Annotated in this window: 16 protein-coding genes; 6 read left to right on the forward strand and 10 right to left on the reverse strand. The window is 57.1% G+C overall.

From position 1 onward, the window contains the following. Nucleotides 1-19 precede the first annotated feature (19 nt). Entirely contained in the window at nucleotides 20-1,363 is a 1,344-nt protein-coding gene (gdhA, locus tag ID864_RS07145; RefSeq protein WP_191149624.1) for an NADP-specific glutamate dehydrogenase, read from the reverse strand. Nucleotides 1,364-1,759: 396 nt separating this feature from the next. Here gdhA and ID864_RS07150 point away from each other — a divergent pair, with 396 nt between their 5' ends. From ID864_RS07150 to ID864_RS07160, 3 genes are all read left to right on the forward strand, one after another. Continuing rightward, a complete protein-coding gene (locus ID864_RS07150; protein WP_191149625.1) occupies nucleotides 1,760-2,674 on the forward strand; it encodes a lipid kinase in 915 nt (304 codons plus the stop codon). A 94-nt stretch (nucleotides 2,675-2,768) separates the two neighbouring features. Next, a complete protein-coding gene (locus ID864_RS07155; RefSeq protein WP_191149626.1) occupies nucleotides 2,769-3,011 on the forward strand; it encodes a DUF4160 domain-containing protein in 243 nt (80 codons plus the stop codon). Next, nucleotides 2,995-3,243, forward strand: coding sequence for a DUF2442 domain-containing protein (locus ID864_RS07160; RefSeq protein ID WP_191149627.1), 249 nt, complete (start codon nucleotides 2,995-2,997; stop codon nucleotides 3,241-3,243). The genes ID864_RS07155 and ID864_RS07160 overlap by 17 nt, the downstream gene beginning before the upstream one ends. 109 nt (nucleotides 3,244-3,352) lie before the next feature. Here ID864_RS07160 and ssb1 read toward each other — a convergent pair whose 3' ends face one another. Next, nucleotides 3,353-3,901: a single-stranded DNA-binding protein SSB1 gene (ssb1, locus tag ID864_RS07165; RefSeq protein ID WP_048917558.1), complete on the reverse strand. Its 549-nt coding sequence runs from the start codon at nucleotides 3,899-3,901 to the stop codon at nucleotides 3,353-3,355. 251 nt (nucleotides 3,902-4,152) lie between these two features. On the opposite strand from ssb1, the gene uvrA reads away from it, so the two are divergent. Both uvrA and ID864_RS07175 read left to right on the forward strand, forming a co-directional pair. After that, nucleotides 4,153-6,981: an excinuclease ABC subunit UvrA gene (gene uvrA, locus ID864_RS07170; protein ID WP_191149628.1), complete on the forward strand. Its 2,829-nt coding sequence runs from the start codon at nucleotides 4,153-4,155 to the stop codon at nucleotides 6,979-6,981. A 300-nt stretch (nucleotides 6,982-7,281) separates the two neighbouring features. Further along, complete coding sequence (locus tag ID864_RS07175) at nucleotides 7,282-8,334, forward strand: NAD(P)-dependent alcohol dehydrogenase (protein WP_048917560.1); 1,053 nt, start codon at nucleotides 7,282-7,284, stop codon at nucleotides 8,332-8,334. A gap of 77 nt (nucleotides 8,335-8,411) precedes the next feature. On the opposite strand, the gene ID864_RS07180 is transcribed toward ID864_RS07175, so the two are convergent. From ID864_RS07180 to dnaB, 6 genes are all read right to left on the reverse strand, one after another. Then, nucleotides 8,412-8,735 carry an MmcQ/YjbR family DNA-binding protein gene (locus ID864_RS07180; RefSeq protein ID WP_048917561.1) on the reverse strand — a complete coding sequence of 108 codons (324 nt, stop codon included), beginning with the start codon at nucleotides 8,733-8,735 and terminating at the stop codon, nucleotides 8,412-8,414. Between the two features lie 2 nt (nucleotides 8,736-8,737). Next, nucleotides 8,738-9,157: a secondary thiamine-phosphate synthase enzyme YjbQ gene (locus tag ID864_RS07185; RefSeq protein ID WP_191149629.1), complete on the reverse strand. Its 420-nt coding sequence runs from the start codon at nucleotides 9,155-9,157 to the stop codon at nucleotides 8,738-8,740. 105 nt (nucleotides 9,158-9,262) lie between these two features. Continuing rightward, a complete protein-coding gene (locus ID864_RS07190; RefSeq protein ID WP_180276788.1) occupies nucleotides 9,263-10,456 on the reverse strand; it encodes an amino acid aminotransferase in 1,194 nt (397 codons plus the stop codon). A 39-nt stretch (nucleotides 10,457-10,495) separates the two neighbouring features. After that, complete coding sequence (locus ID864_RS07195; protein WP_048917564.1) at nucleotides 10,496-11,110, reverse strand: YitT family protein; 615 nt, start codon at nucleotides 11,108-11,110, stop codon at nucleotides 10,496-10,498. A gap of 276 nt (nucleotides 11,111-11,386) precedes the next feature. Beyond that, nucleotides 11,387-11,866, reverse strand: a complete 480-nt coding sequence (locus ID864_RS07200) for an Lrp/AsnC family transcriptional regulator (RefSeq protein WP_099754663.1) — start codon at nucleotides 11,864-11,866, stop codon at nucleotides 11,387-11,389. 160 nt (nucleotides 11,867-12,026) lie between these two features. Continuing rightward, nucleotides 12,027-13,442 carry a replicative DNA helicase gene (gene dnaB / locus ID864_RS07205; RefSeq protein ID WP_048917566.1) on the reverse strand — a complete coding sequence of 472 codons (1,416 nt, stop codon included), beginning with the start codon at nucleotides 13,440-13,442 and terminating at the stop codon, nucleotides 12,027-12,029. Nucleotides 13,443-13,542: 100 nt separating this feature from the next. Between dnaB and ID864_RS07210 the strand changes: the two genes are divergently transcribed. Next, nucleotides 13,543-14,523: a quinone oxidoreductase gene (locus ID864_RS07210; protein ID WP_048917567.1), complete on the forward strand. Its 981-nt coding sequence runs from the start codon at nucleotides 13,543-13,545 to the stop codon at nucleotides 14,521-14,523. Nucleotides 14,524-14,792: 269 nt separating this feature from the next. Here the strand turns inward: ID864_RS07210 and pspG are convergent, their stop codons facing one another. Next, a complete protein-coding gene (gene pspG, locus ID864_RS07215; RefSeq protein ID WP_048917568.1) occupies nucleotides 14,793-15,026 on the reverse strand; it encodes an envelope stress response protein PspG in 234 nt (77 codons plus the stop codon). Nucleotides 15,027-15,182: 156 nt separating this feature from the next. Further along, nucleotides 15,183-16,178 carry a tRNA dihydrouridine(20/20a) synthase DusA gene (gene dusA / locus ID864_RS07220; RefSeq protein ID WP_048917569.1) on the reverse strand — a complete coding sequence of 332 codons (996 nt, stop codon included), beginning with the start codon at nucleotides 16,176-16,178 and terminating at the stop codon, nucleotides 15,183-15,185. Nucleotides 16,179-16,294 lie beyond the last annotated feature (116 nt).

A 16,294-nucleotide genomic window follows, 5' to 3' on the forward strand; every position in this document is an offset into this window, starting at 1 on the left:
GGCGGTGTGGTCATCGCGGTTACAGCACGCCCTGCGCCAGCATCGCGTCGGCGACTTTGACGAATCCGGCAATGTTGGCGCCGCGCACGTAGTGCGTCTGCTTGCCCTCCCCGCCGTGCTCCACGCAGGCGTGGTGGATATCCAGCATGATATGTTGCAGGCGGATATCGACCTTCTCCGCCTTCCAGCTCAGACGCGCGGCGTTCTGCGCCATCTCCAGCCCGGAAGTCGCTACCCCGCCCGCATTCGCTGCCTTGCCGGGCGCAAACAGCACGCCCGCATCAAGAAACGCATCGGTCGCCTGGATGGTGGTTGGCATGTTGGCACCTTCCGCCACCGCCTTCACGCCATTGGCAATCAGCAGACGGGCGGCAGGTAGATCCAGCTCATTCTGCGTGGCGCACGGCAGCGCGATATCCACCGGCACGCTCCACGGCTGCTGCCCGGCGAGATACACCAGGTTGCGTTCGCGCGCATACTCTTCCACGCTGCCGTATCGTTCGTTTTTGATCTCGGCCAGATGCGCCAGGCTCGCAGGCGTAAAGCCCGCTTCATCCACTACCGTGCCGCGTGAATCCGACGCGGTCAGCACGCGCGCGCCCAGCGCCATCGCCTTTTCAATCGCATACTGCGCCACGTTGCCCGCGCCGGACACGGCAACCGTGCTGCCCTCAAAGCCCAGACCGTGGCGTTTCAGCATCGCGTCGGTAAAGTACACCAGGCCATAGCCGGTCGCTTCCGGGCGGATCAGGCTGCCGCCGAACGACAGTCCTTTGCCGGTGAACACGCAGGCGGTGTTATTCGATAACTTCTTCATCATCCCAGCCATAAATGCCACTTCGCGCCCGCCCACGCCGATATCCCCGGCCGGAACGTCGGTATCCGGGCCAAGGTGGCGATACAGTTCGGTCATCAGCGCCTGACAGAAGCGCATCACTTCACCGTGACTTTTCCCTTTCGGGTTGAAGTCAGAACCGCCCTTGCCACCGCCCATGGGTAACGTCGTCAGCGCATTTTTAAAGGTCTGCTCGAAGCCGAGGAACTTGAGGATCGACAGATTTACCGATGGATGAAAGCGCATCCCTCCTTTATACGGACCAATCGCCGAGCTGAACTGCACGCGCCACGCACGATTAACCTGTACCTGGCCTTTATCATCAACCCAGGACACGCGGAACTGAATAGCGCGCTCCGGCTCAACCAGCCGCTCCAGCAGCGCCTGCTGCTGATAGTGAGGGTTTTGTTCGAGGAATGGCCACAGGGAGGTGAATACTTCGCGCACCGCCTGCAGATACTCCGGCTGATGCGGATCGCGCTGCTGTAAAGAGGTGAGAAACGCTTCCAGAGAGGTAAAAGCTGTCATAACAAATTCCTTATGCGAGATGAGCTAGCCCTGATGACATTCATTATTTTTCAGGATAATCAGAGGGATGATGAGGTTCCTTGCGCGACTATATCACCGCACTTTAAGGGTGCAATGAAAAAGTGATGAGTTGAAAAGCGCAGGGAAAAGCAGCAAAAATCGCGCAAAGCACCGCCAGCTCTGCCCTGGCGCCCCCTCAAGGCAGAGACGACCGATAAGAAAAAGTTATGACCGAAATCGTGAGATAAACAGGGGTAATTGGCGCAGAGGCAGAAAAAGGGGACGTCATGATTTATCGATAAATGTAAACATGAGAAATGGCGATTGCTCACCTGCTCATTACCGTGATTCGATGCACTCTCCCCCCGTTCCGTTCAATGAGTTGAATTAAGCCTAATGAGAAATAACACCGATTCTGAGCCACGCAATCTGACCGCGCTGTTATTGATCAATGAGCATTCGCGCAATGGCAAAGCGCTACGCCAGCAGGCGAAACAGAGCCTGTCAGCGCACCGCATCGACGTGATTGAACCGCCAAAAGAGGATCGCCGCAGCAGCAGTGACCTGATCCGCGCCTGGGCCGACGGCATTGATCTGGTGATTGTTGGCGGCGGTGACGGCAGCCTGAATGCCGCAGCGCCGGGGTTAATGAGCAGCGGCTTGCCGCTCGGCGTATTGCCGCTGGGTACCGCCAATGATTTTGCCCGCACGCTCGGCATCAGCAACGATCTGCATCAGGCGGTGAAAATTATTGCCGCCGGACATCGCCGGGAGGTCGATCTTGGCGAAGTTAATGGCCACCTGTTTTTCAACGTCTCCAGCATCGGCTTTTCCGCCACGCTTGCCCGCCATCTGACCGCCGAATCGAAAAAGCGCTGGGGCACCTTCGGCTATGCGCTGGCCGCGTTTAAGCTGCTGAAACAGAGCCGCCCGTTTAGCGCCACCATCGAGCATGACGGCGTGACCGAGAAGGTGAAAACCGTGCAGGTTTCAGTCGGCAACGGGCGTTTTTACGGCGGCGGAATGACCGTGGAACAGAGTGCTGCCCCCGATGACGGATTGCTGGACGTGTACAGCCTGGAAGTGGCGCACTGGTGGCAGATGATCGCCCTGCTGCCTGCGCTGCGGCGCGGCACGCATGGCCGCTGGCGCAAGGTGCGCACGCTTTCCACCACTGCGCTGACGCTGACCACCCGTCGCCCGCATGATATCAACGCCGACGGTGAGCTGATCGGGCAGACCCCTGCTCGCTTCACAATCAAAACTAAAGCTATTCAGGTGTTTGCGCCTGCGATAAAACCTGTTAATTGACCTTAAATTTCAATCCGGAGATTGAAAACATCCTCGTTTTGACGAGTGATGGTTATTTGTACATAATCGTACTGTCTTCAAGGAGGAAGCTGCGATGCCCGTGATACTGAGAATCGATGGATTCAAATTTTTTTTCTATTCGAACGAGGGGAATCCTCTTGAGCCGGCCCACATTCACGTGATGAAATCAGGTAGTGAAGCTAAGTTTTGGCTGACTCCCTGTGTAGCTCTGGCCAGCAATAATGGCTTTCACTCACGAATACTTAGAGAGCTCATTGAGCTCACCGAACAAAACCACACAGTGTTTCTGGAGGCCTGGAATGACTACTTCAGCTAAAAGTGTCAGATTCGATGAGGCCACCATGTGGGTCGAACTCAACGATGCCCGCACGATCGGCGTGCCTCTGGCGTGGTTTCCACGTTTGTTAGATGCCACCCCAGATCAGCGGAATAACTACGAGCTGAGTCCTGTTGGGATTCACTGGGATGAGCTGGATGAAGATATTTCTGTCGCAGGACTCCTTAAAGGCCGAGGTGATGTTACACACCGCCCTCATCATGTAGCCTGAAAGCGCCTCCGCGCTGGGCGGGCTGATTGAGCCCCCGTCATCAGCTGAAAACAAAAAGCCCCGCATTGGCATGCGGGGCTTTTTTTGACTCGCTGACGACGCTGTCAAATCAGAAAGGGATGTCGTCATCGAAGTCCATTGGTGGCTCGTTGTTAGCAGGTGCGCTGTTCTGCTGTGGAGCCTGCTGCGGACGGGACTGCTGTGCGCCGCCGCTGAACTGGTTGCCGCCCTGTGGCTGCTGAGGCTGGCCCCAACCGTTGTTGTTGCCTGCGCCCTGACCGCCGCCTGCTGGAGCACCGCCGCCCTGAGCACGACCGCCCAGCATCTGCATGGTGCCGCCAACGTTAACCACAACTTCGGTGGTGTACTTCTCAACGCCAGCCTGGTCAGTCCATTTACGGGTCTGCAGTGCGCCTTCGATATAAACCTGAGAGCCTTTACGCAGGTATTCACCGGCCACTTCAGCCAGCTTGCCGAACAGCACAACGCGGTGCCATTCAGTTTTCTCTTTGGTTTCGCCGGTCTGCTTGTCGCGCCAGGATTCGGAGGTAGCCAGAGTGATGTTGGCAACGGCACCGCCATTCGGCATGTAGCGAACTTCCGGGTCCTGCCCCAGATTTCCGACTAAAATTACTTTGTTTACGCCTCTGCTGGCCATGTTGCTCTCTCCGGTTAATGTTCGTTCTCTAAGTCTAGGCGCAAAATTCTATCATGGGCTACCCTGAGATCCTACATTTAGGAGACGCCTCGAAAAAGGCTTACTTTCGTTGCAGCGTTGCATCAGTTTGCATGGCACTTCAGGGCAAAACACTGGTTATCCATTCAGGTTTTTTTGTGCCATAATGACACGTTTCTTTCTGGCCGTGCCGGGCAGGCATGGTGAGGTTTGTGCTAATCCGGGAATTGTGAATGGATAAGATCGAAGTACGGGGTGCCCGCACCCACAATTTGAAAAACATCAACCTGACCATTCCGCGCGATAAACTGATCGTGGTGACCGGCCTGTCAGGTTCCGGCAAGTCCTCGCTGGCGTTTGATACGCTGTACGCCGAGGGTCAGCGCCGCTACGTTGAATCGCTCTCCGCCTATGCGCGCCAGTTCCTGTCACTGATGGAAAAACCGGACGTTGACCACATTGAGGGTCTTTCTCCGGCGATTTCGATCGAGCAGAAATCTACCTCGCATAACCCGCGTTCCACCGTCGGCACCATCACCGAAATCCATGACTACCTGCGCCTGCTGTTTGCCCGCGTTGGCGAACCGCGCTGTCCGGATCACGACGTCACGCTGGCGGCACAGACCGTTAGCCAGATGGTGGACAACGTGCTGGCGCAGCCGGAAGGCCGCCGCCTGATGCTGCTGGCCCCGATCGTCAAAGATCGCAAAGGTGAGCACAGCAAAACGCTGGAAAACCTCGCCAGCCAGGGCTATATCCGCGCCCGCATCGACGGTGAAGTGTGCGATCTCTCCGATCCGCCAAAGCTGGAACTGCAGAAGAAACACACCATCGAAGTGGTGGTGGACCGCTTTAAGGTACGTGACGATCTCGCGCAGCGCCTGGCAGAGTCGTTTGAAACCGCGCTGGAGCTCTCCGGCGGCACCGCCGTGGTGGCCGATATGGATGACGCCGCCGCTGAAGAGCTGCTGTTCTCGGCCAACTTCGCCTGCCCGATTTGCGGCTACAGCATGAACGAGCTGGAACCCCGCCTGTTCTCCTTCAATAACCCGGCCGGTGCCTGCCCGACCTGTGACGGGCTGGGCGTTCAGCAGTATTTCGACCCGGAGCGCGTGGTGCAGAACCCGGAGCTGTCGCTGGCCGGCGGCGCGATCCGCGGCTGGGACCGCCGCAACTTCTACTATTTCCAGATGCTGCGCTCGCTGGCGGAGCATCTGAAGTTTGATATCGAAGCGCCGTTCAACTCCCTGCCGGAAGAGAGCCGCAAGGTGATCCTGTACGGTTCCGGCAAAGACAATATCGAGTTTAAATACGTCAACGATCGCGGAGACACTTCAGTGCGCCGCCATCCGTTCGAGGGCGTGCTGCACAATATCGAGCGCCGTTATAAAGAGACAGAATCGTCTGCGGTACGCGAAGAGCTGGCGAAGTTTATCAGTAACCGCTCCTGCACCAGCTGCCACGGCACCCGTCTGCGCCGTGAAGCGCGCCACGTTTTTGTTGAGAACACCACGCTGCCGACCATCTCAGATATGAGCATCGGCCATGCGATGGCGTTTTTCCAGAATATGAAGCTCAGCGGCCAGCGCGCGCAGATTGCTGAGAAAGTGCTGAAAGAGATCGGCGACCGCCTGAAGTTCCTGGTGAACGTCGGGCTGAACTACCTGTCGATGTCGCGCTCGGCGGAAACGCTCTCCGGCGGCGAGGCACAGCGTATTCGTCTGGCCAGCCAGATTGGTGCCGGACTGGTCGGCGTGATGTACGTACTGGATGAGCCGTCTATCGGTCTGCATCAGCGCGACAATGAACGCCTGCTGGAAACGCTGGTCCACCTGCGCAATCTCGGCAATACGGTGATTGTGGTAGAGCATGATGAAGATGCGATTCGCGCTGCTGACCATGTGATCGATATCGGGCCCGGCGCGGGCGTGCACGGCGGGCAGATTGTCGCCGAAGGCACCGTTGACGACATTATGGCTGTAGAAGCGTCGCTGACCGGGCAGTTCCTCAGCGGCAAGCGCGGCATCGCCATTCCTGAGGAGCGGGTGAAGGGCGACCCGGCGAAAGTGCTGAAGCTGACCGGAGCCAGCGGCAACAACCTGAAGGATGTCACCCTGACGCTGCCGGTTGGCCTGTTTACCTGCGTTACCGGCGTGTCCGGCTCCGGTAAATCCACGCTGATCAACGATACCCTGTTCCCGCTGGCCCAGCGCCAGCTGAACGGCGCCACCATTGCCGAAGCCGCGCCTTACCGCAGCATCAGCGGCATGGAGCACTTCGACAAAGTTATCGATATCGATCAAAGCCCGATTGGCCGCACGCCGCGCTCCAACCCGGCAACCTATACCGGTATCTTTACCCCGGTGCGCGAGCTGTTTGCCGGGGTGCCGGAATCACGTACCCGTGGCTACACGCCGGGGCGTTTCAGCTTTAACGTGCGCGGCGGGCGCTGCGAAGCCTGCCAGGGCGACGGCGTGATCAAGGTTGAGATGCACTTCCTGCCGGATATCTACGTGCCGTGCGACCAGTGTAAAGGCAAACGCTATAACCGCGAGACGCTGGAAGTGAAGTACAAGGGCAAGAGCATTCATGAAGTGCTGGAGATGACCATTGAAGAAGCGCGTGAGTTCTTCGATGCGGTACCGGCGCTGGCGCGTAAGCTGCAAACGCTGATGGACGTTGGCCTGTCGTATATCCGCCTCGGTCAGTCGGCTACCACGCTGTCCGGCGGTGAAGCGCAGCGCGTGAAGCTGGCGCGTGAGCTGTCGAAGCGCGGCACCGGGCAGACGCTGTATATCCTTGATGAGCCGACCACCGGTCTGCACTTCGCCGATATCCAGCAGCTGCTGGAAGTCCTGCACCAGCTGCGCGACCAGGGCAATACCATCGTGGTGATTGAGCACAATCTTGATGTGATCAAAACCGCCGACTGGATTGTCGATCTCGGCCCGGAAGGCGGCAGCGGCGGCGGTGAAATCCTCGTCTCCGGCACGCCGGAAACCGTGGCGCAGTGCAAGCGTTCGCACACCGCGCGCTTCCTGAAACCGCTGTTACAGGGTTAATAACCGACGGGCGAGGCATGCCTCGCCCCTGGCTTATACCCGCCGCAATCCCGTACGGGTCGGGCACGCCTGCCCCGCTACTGTCAGCCCTGGTTTTCCCCGCTATTTGCTGCACTTTTCTTACAATTACCACAAAATCTTGCAGGATCAGGCAAGACTTAGCGAGTTTTGGATATACCCGTTACGCCGTTGAGTGACTATGCTTAACCTTCATCTTTTTGCGGAGAAGGCCCGCTTTTCCTGCTGCCTGCTCCCGCCATTACGGCCACTGCGCCACATCATCCACAACTGGAGAGACCAATGAATATTACGCATGCTTATGCCGCTCAGGACGCAAAATCTCCGCTGGCTCCGTTTGAATTTAAACCGCGCGAACTGCGTGAACATGATGTGCAGATTGAAGTGCAGTACTGCGGCGTGTGCCACTCTGACCTGCACCAGGCGCGCAATGAATGGCGCAACACGATCTTCCCGGTGGTGCCAGGCCACGAGATTGTTGGCCGCGTGACGGCAGTCGGCGCGCACGGCCATAAATACAAAGTTGGCGATCTGGTCGGCGTAGGCTGTATGGTCGACTCCTGTCGCACCTGCGACAGCTGTAAAGAGGATCTTGAGCAGTACTGCGAAGAGGGTTTCGTCGGCACCTACAACGGTAAAGACCGCACCAGCGGCGATATCACCTACGGCGGTTACTCGACTCAAGTGGTCGTACACGAAGACTTCGTGCTGCGCGTGCCGGAAAATCTTGATCCGGCCGGTGCTGCTCCGCTGCTGTGCGCGGGTATCACCACCTTCTCCCCACTACACCACTGGGGCGTTGGCCCGGGCAAAAAAGTTGGTATCGTTGGCCTTGGCGGACTGGGTCATATGGGCGTGAAAATTGCTCATGCGATGGGTGCGCACGTGGTGCTCTTCACTACTTCGCCTTCTAAAGTAGAAGACGGTAAGCGCCTGGGCGCCGATGAAGTGGTGATCTCGAAAGATGCCGATCAGATGGCGCAGCACACCAACAGCTTCGACTTCATTCTTAACACCGTTGCTGCTCAGCACGATCTCAACCCGTTTATCAACCTGCTGCGCCGCGATGGCACCATGACGCTGGTTGGCGTGCCGGAGCATGACCATCCGTCAACGCAGGTGGTTAATATGATCTTCAAACGCCGCAGCGTGGCAGGATCGCTGATCGGTGGGATCAAAGAGACGCAGGAGATGCTGGATTTCTGTGGTAAGCACAACATCACTTCCGATATCGAGATGATTAAGATCGATCAGATCAATGAGGCCTACGAGCGTATGCTGAAAAGCGACGTGAAGTACCGTTTCGTGATCGATATCGATTCACTGCGCGCATAAGCACGGCGTTCCTCTGTGAGACGGGCGGACCGAAACAAAAGGTCCGCCCCTACAGGTTTCCTGGAGGTCAACACCCGTTATAACTGTTTCTGGATCTGCTGCAGCGATGCATCGACCAGATAATAGATCTGTGAATCTTTAAGCGAACCGTCGAGCAGTACGGTGTTCCAGTGCGATGGATTGAGGTGCGCGCTGGGATGCACATCGCTGTGCTGCTCGCGGATCAACTCCGCCAGCGCCGGGCTGCACTTCAGTGCCACCGCCGGGTGGCCATCAATCTCGTGCACCATGGCAAACATCACATCATCGACCTTAATCTGCGTGGCTTTCCAGTCGCTGTGCACGCTCTGCTGCGCGCCGGGTTTGTTCATGCAGTAGGTGAGCAAATCGGAAACCGTCATAATTAATCATCCCCCTGTAAAGTGGCGACAATGCGCCGCTGCCCGCCGTGAATACGGTGTTCACCAAGATAAATCCCCTGCCAGGTCCCCAGCAGCAGACGCCCGCGGCTGACCGGCAGCATCAGCGAGGTGCCCAGCAGTGAGGACTTGATGTGGGCGGGCATATCGTCGGCCCCTTCGTAATCGTGCTGATACGGCGCATCTTCCGGTATCGTGCGCAGGAAATGCTGCTCCATATCGGCACGGACCGTTGGGTCGCAGTTCTCATTCAGCGTCAGTGAGGCGGAAGTGTGCTGCAACAGCAGGTGCAACAGCCCGGTCTGAACATCCGCTAAGCGGCGCAGCTCTGCGAGGATTTCGTCAGTAACCAGATGAAATCCGCGTGGTTTTTCGTTCAGGGTAAGGGTTTGCTGATACCACATGATACGGCTCCTTAACTTATCGGTTCCGTTAAGTGTGCAGCAAGTGGCGAAAAGGTAAACCTGAAAAGGGAAAAACTGTGGCCGGGCAGCCCCGGCCAGCAGAAATTACATCACGGCGGCGAAGGCTTCCGCTACCTGATGCACGTTGTTGCGGTTGAGACCGGCCATGCAGACGCGGCCGCTGGCGATCAGATAGACACCAAACTCGTTACGCAGGCGATCAACCTGTGCAGCGCTCAGGCCGGTGTAGCTGAACATACCGCGCTGCTTGAGCAGGAAGTCGAAGTTCTTGCCCGGCACCGCCTGAGTCAGCGCGTCCACCAGCACCTGGCGCATCTCAATAATACGCAGGCGCATCGCTTCCACTTCCGCCAGCCAGCTGGCCTTCAGCTCAGGGTTATTCAGCACGCAGGAAACCACCTGCGCCCCGAAGTTTGGCGGGCTGGAGTAGTTGCGGCGCACGGTGGCCTTCAGCTGGCCCAGTACGCGGGCGGCTTCTTCGGCGTCATCGCAGACGATTGACAGACCGCCAACGCGCTCGCCGTACAGCGAGAAGATTTTCGAGAATGAGTTACTGACCAGCGCTGGCAGGCCCGCTGCGGCGATGCTGCGAATAGCGTAGGCATCTTCCTCCATGCCGCCGCCAAAGCCCTGATAGGCGATGTCGAGGAACGGGATCAGCTCGCGGTCTTTCAGCACCCTGGTCACTTCATCCCACTGCGCATTAGTCAGGTCAGCACCGGTTGGGTTGTGACAGCACGGATGCAGCAGCACGATGCTTTGCGCCGGCAGCGTACTGAGTTTTTCCAGCAGCGCATCAAACTTCACGCCGTTGGTTGCCGTGTCGTACCACGGGTAGGTATTTACGGTGAAACCGGCACCGTTGAAGATGGCGATATGGTTTTCCCACGTCGGATCGCTGACCCACACCTGCGAATTCGGGAAGTAGAACTTCAGGAAGTCGGCACCGACTTTCAGCGCACCGGAACCGCCCAGCGTCTGAATAGTGGCGATGCGGCCCGCTTTCAGTACCGGGTGCTCGGCGCCGAACAGCAAAGGTGCGATGGCGCTGCGGTAAGGCGGCAGCCCTTCCATCGGCAGATAGAGCGAGGCGGCCTGCGGCTGGGCGTGCAGCTGCTCTTCAGCGGCGGCAACAGCCTGCATCTGTGGGATCACACCCTGCTCGTTGTAGTACAGACCAATGCTCAGGTTGACCTTGTGCGGGCGGGCATCCTGCTTGAAGGTTTCCATCAGGGAGAGGATCGGGTCGCCAGCGTAGGCATCAACGTTTTGAAACACGGTGCAAATCTCCATTAAATAATCAATAATTTCAGCGACTCAGACGAAATAGCGGCCAGGGCGATGGTTCATGGCGATAATCAGGTTGAGCACCACGGCTCCGGCAATTGAGGCTGCCAGCATCTCGCGTGAGACCACAAACAGCGAGGCCAGCACCACGCAGGTATCGACCACCATCTGCAATTTTCCGGCACGGATACCGTAACGGTCCTGCAGCCACAGCGCCAGAATATTGATGCCGCCAAGGCTGGCCTTATGGCGAAATAACACTATAAACCCAATTCCCATCACCACGTTACCGAACAGTGTCGCATAAAAGGGATCCAGCGCGGAAAAATGGATAAATAACGGGTGCAGGTGGCTGAAGAGCGAAACCAGCGCCACGGCAGAGAAGGTTTTTACAGTGAATGCCCATCCCATGCGCCTGACCGCCAGCCAGTAGAACGGGATGTTAATCAGAAAGAAAGCGAGGCCAAAAGAGGTTTTGCTCAGGTAACTGATGAGAAAGGCAATGCCTGCAGTGCTGCCGGTTAACGCCCCGGCCTGTTTTAACAGGGTAACACCAAAGGAGACCATCAGAGTGCCGAGCACGATAGCCAGCACATCTTCCAGCAGGGTATGGGGGATTTTGACAGGGTGTACCACGTTGTCCATCAGATTGATTCTCTGGTGATTATGACTAGGGATATGGCAGAGGGACCGCCAAATTTTAGCAATAACCTAGCAAAAATCGCACCAATCCGGTGGAGGTTCAAACCACCGGATGGTGCCAGCGAATTAACCCATTGAATACAAGGCGCTTTATTGCTCTATTTTGTGCATGAAATGATTAACACAGCATCATTTCACGCACTGAAAGCTGTTTTCCCGCACGGATACCGCATGCATCCGGAGTTTTATGCACAATTGGGGTGCGTAACACGCACCATTCTAGCGCAGCAGAGTCTCGCTTACCGACATCAAACCATTCTCCTTCAGACGGTCGAGGACCACTGAGGTTTTCACATGCGCCACGCTCTGATGCCCGGCGACCAGCTGGCTGATTAAAGCACTCAGCCCGGCGAGATCGGCAACCGCGACTTTCAACAGGTAATCGGCATCTCCGGTGGTTTTATAGGCATCAACAATGCCCGCCTGCTCCGCCACCATGCGGTGAAAACTCTCAACGTATTCCGCGGTATGGTTGATCAGACGCACCTCAATCAGGCCGATCATGCCTAAACCCACCGCATCCGGCGATAGCCTGGCGTGGTAGCCGAGGATCAATCCCGCCTGCTCAAGGTTAATGCGGCGGCGGGAACACTGTGAGGCGGAAAGCCCGACGATATCGCTCAGTTCCTGATTGGTCAGGCGGCCGTTTGCTTCCAGTAAAGTCAGTATCTTAAGGTCGAAATCATCAATCTGGGTCATCGTTCGTCCATGCCGGTTGCTGGGTACTGCTTACCGACAGATAACCGCATTTTTTGCAGTGTTGTCCAACACTATTTTGTGATGATCCGGAGAGGGTAACGAGGCTGGGGTGAACCGTAGGGGCCGATCCTCTTTTTCGATCGGCCCGTTAATGATGTGATTATTCGTCGTCGTACTGTGGGCCCGCGTAGTTATCGAAGCGTGACCACTGGCCGTTAAAGGTCAGGCGCACGGTGCCGATGGGGCCGTTACGCTGCTTACCCAGAATGATCTCCGCCACCCCTTTCAGATCGCTGTTTTCGTGATACACCTCATCACGGTAGATAAACATGATCAGATCGGCATCCTGCTCGATGGAGCCGGATTCACGCAGGTCGGAGTTGACCGGGCGCTTATCGGCACGCTGCTCCAGGGAGCGGTTAAGCTGCGACAGCGCCACCACCGGCACCTGCAGCTCTTTCGCCAGTGCCTTAAGCGAGCGTGAGATCTCGGCGATCTCCAGCGTACGGTTATCGGACAGTGACGGCACGCGCATCAGCTGCAGGTAGTCGATCATGATCATGCTCAGACCGCCGTGCTCGCGGAAGATACGGCGCGCACGCGAGCGGACTTCGGTTGGCGTCAGGCCGGAAGAGTCATCAATAAACATGTTCTTCTTCTCCAGCAGGATGCCCATGGTGCTGGAGATACGCGCCCAGTCCTCATCATCCAGCTGGCCGGTACGAATGCGCGTCTGGTCCACGCGTGACAGCGACGCCAGCATACGCATCATGATCTGCTCGCCGGGCATCTCGAGGCTGAAGATCAGCACCGGTTTATCCTGCAGCATCGCGGCGTTTTCACACAGGTTCATGGCGAAGGTGGTTTTACCCATTGCCGGACGAGCCGCCACGATAATCAGATCCGAGCGCTGCAGACCTGCGGTCTTCTTGTTCAGGTCGTGATAGCCGGTATCGACGCCGGTTACCCCGTCGTGCGGCGTCTGATAGAGCGATTCAATACGCGCAATGGTGGCTTCGAGGATCTGATCGACGCTTTTCGGGCCGTCATCTTTATTGGCGCGGCTTTCGGCGATCTGGAATACGCGGGATTCAGCGAGATCGAGCAGATCCTCGCTGGTACGGCCCTGCGGATCGTAACCCGCGTCGGCGATCTCATTCGCCACCGCAATCATCTCACGTACTACCGCGCGTTCGCGCACGATATCGGCATAAGCGCCAATGTTCGCCGCACTTGGCGTATTTTTCGACAGCTCAGCCAGATAAGCAAAGCCACCCACCATGCTCAGCTCGCCCTTGGTTTCCATCGACTCGGACAGCGTGATCAGATCGATCGGCTTGCCCTGTTCCAGCAGGTGCTGCATTTCCGCGAAAATCATGCGGTGCGGTCGGCTGAAGAAGTCCTTCGCCACCACGCGCTCGGAGACATTATCCCAGCGTTCGTTATCCAGCATTAAACCGCCCAACACCGACTGTTCTGCTTCCAGCGAGTGCGGCGGCAGCTTCAGACCTTCCATCTGACGGTCACGCGGCTCACGGTTTTCGAAGGATTTGTTGGTGGGTTTATTTCCTGCCATAGTGATGTAATACCAAAAATCTTGTGGGGGGACGCGCAAGTATACTCGTTTGCATAGCCTGCGTCCTCCCCCATTCGCGGCGCAATCCACAGGAGTGATCATGGCAAAACGTATACAAATCAGCCAGCACGGCGCACCCGAAGTGATGCAACTGGTGGACTTCGACCCGGCCGATCCGGCTGCGGGAGAGGTGCAGGTTGAGAATAAAGCGATAGGTATCAACTATATCGATACCTACGTGCGCAGCGGGCTTTATCCTGCCCCGCTGCCATCCGGTTTAGGCACCGAAGCGGCAGGCGTGGTGACGCGTGTTGGCCCCGGCGTCAGCGAACTGAAGCCGGGTGACCGCGTGGTGTACGCGCAATCCTCCCTCGGTGCCTACAGCGAAGTGCATAACGTGCCGGTAGATAAGCTGGCGCTGCTGCCGGATGCCATCTCCTTTGAGCAGGCTGCTGCCTCCTTCCTCAAAGGGCTGACCGTGCATTACCTGCTGCGCCAGACCTATGTGGTGCAGCCGGATGAGGTATTCCTGTTCCACGCGGCGGCCGGGGGCGTTGGGCTGATTGCCTGCCAGTGGGCGAAAGCGCTGGGTGCGCATTTGATCGGTACGGTCGGCTCAGCAGAGAAGGCGCAGATGGCAAAAGATGCCGGGGCATGGGCCACCATTAATTATCGCGAAGAGAATATTGCCGGGCGGGTCAGCGAGCTAACGCACGGTAAAAAGCTGCGCGTGGTGTATGACTCGGTGGGGAAAGATACCTGGGAAGCCTCGCTCGACTGCCTGCAACGCCGTGGGCTGATGGTTAGCTTTGGCAACTCTTCCGGCCCGGTCACCGGGGTGAATCTGGCGATCCTGAATCAGAAAGGCTCGCTGTACGTTACCCGCCCGTCGCTCAACGGCTATATCACCACGCGTGAGGCGCTGACGCAGGCCAGCAATGAGCTGTTCTCGCTGATTGCCAGCAACGCGATCAGGGTAGATGTGCCACAGGCGCAGAAATTTGCCCTGGCGGATGCGCAAAAGGCACATCAGACGCTGGAGAGCCGCGGCACCCAGGGGTCGAGCTTGTTGATTCCCTAGATGTTCCAGGGTCAGGCATGCCTGACCCACTGCATCATTCAGGCAAAAAAATGGGGCTCCCTTGCGGAAGCCCCTTTTTGTTTCTTTCTTTTTTATAGTTCGCGCTGGTGTAGGGTCAGCGGCGATGAATACGTGATGATTCAGTTAAACCATCCTGACAGAATTCATAAGTAAAAAATATGTTTAATTGCGATATTCAGCTAAGCAATTTGTCATGATGTGATCCAGCCCGCATTACATTCACGGAAGCAGCAGACTCCTGATTGATATCAGCGAGATAGCCAGGGCTTATCATCCGCTGACGGCTTGCGCAACGCGCGATACAGCCACACGGCAACCACCGCCACCACCAGCCACGGCAACAATTTAATAACAATAGCAAACAGCCCACCCACGAACATCACCACGGTGGCAACCAGCAGCGCCGCGATAATTCCCAGCAGGGAAATACCGGTCAGCAGCAGCATCAGAAAAAAACCGATGACAAACAGGATCTCTAACATAATCACTCGCTCCAGATATTGAACTCCAGGAGAGCTATTACAAGAAGCGTGCCAGAATGGAGAAGAAGTTAACTGATTGATATTCATGAGAGATATTCACCAGGGGAGGATTTCCCCTGATGAAATTCATCACAATCTGGTGAAGTTTTGACGAACTTAAACTGCGGCAGGGATCTTATCGGCAACCAGCGAGAGCGCCTTCTCGACCACGTCAACGCCCGCGCCCGCTTTGTGTGCGTTTTCGCTGAGGTAACGCCGCCACTGGCGCGCACCCGGGATCCCCTGGAACAGGCCCAACATATGACGGGTAACATGGCCGAGGTAGGTGCCGTTCGCCAGTTCACGTTCAATGTAGGGGTACATTGAGCGCACCACGGCAACCGGGTCCACCACCGGCTGACTGCTGCCGAAAATCTGCTGGTCCACCTGCGCCAGCAGGCCAGGGTTCTGATAGGCTTCGCGCCCCATCATTACGCCGTCCAGATGCTGCAGGTGAGTTTGCGCTTCTTCCAGCGTCTTCACGCCGCCGTTAATCGCCAGCGTCAGGTGCGGGAAATCGCGCTTCAGCTGATAAACGCGCGGGTAGTCGAGCGGTGGGATTTCACGGTTCTCTTTCGGGCTGAGGCCGGAAAGCCAGGCTTTACGCGCATGGATGATAAAAGAGTCGCAGCCGCCCTGCTCTGACACCGTGCGGATAAAATCACAGAGAAATTCATAGCTGTCCTGGTCATCAATGCCGATGCGGGTTTTCACCGTGACCGGAATCGAGACCTTATCGCGCATCGCTTTAATGCCATCCGCCACCAGCTGGGCTTCACCCATCAGGCAGGCACCAAAGCGGCCGTTCTGCACGCGGTCTGATGGGCAGCCCACGTTGAGGTTCACCTCATTGTAGCCGCGCTGTTCCGCCAGCACGGCACACTGCGCCAGCGCAGCGGGATCGCTGCCGCCCAGCTGCAGTGCAACCGGCTGCTCTTCCGGGCTGAATGCCAGATAGTCGCCTTTACCGTGGATGATCGCGCCGGTGGTCACCATTTCGGTGTACAGCAGCGTCTGCCGCGTCAACTGGCGATGGAAGTAACGGCAGTGACGATCGGTCCAGTCGAGCATCGGGGCAATGGAAAAGCGGTGTGCAGGTAATTTCTCGGTCATGAAAAGCGCTAACTCTGTATCAGAAGGGGTGACGATATTGTGCGCAATGATAGCACGGTGGGGAGTGATCCTGTAGGGGACGACCTTTTTTTCCGGTCGTCCCCTGGTATCAACCC

Origin of the sequence: Erwinia aphidicola, assembly GCF_014773485.1 — a bacterium.
Taxonomy (GTDB): domain Bacteria; phylum Pseudomonadota; class Gammaproteobacteria; order Enterobacterales; family Enterobacteriaceae; genus Erwinia; species Erwinia aphidicola.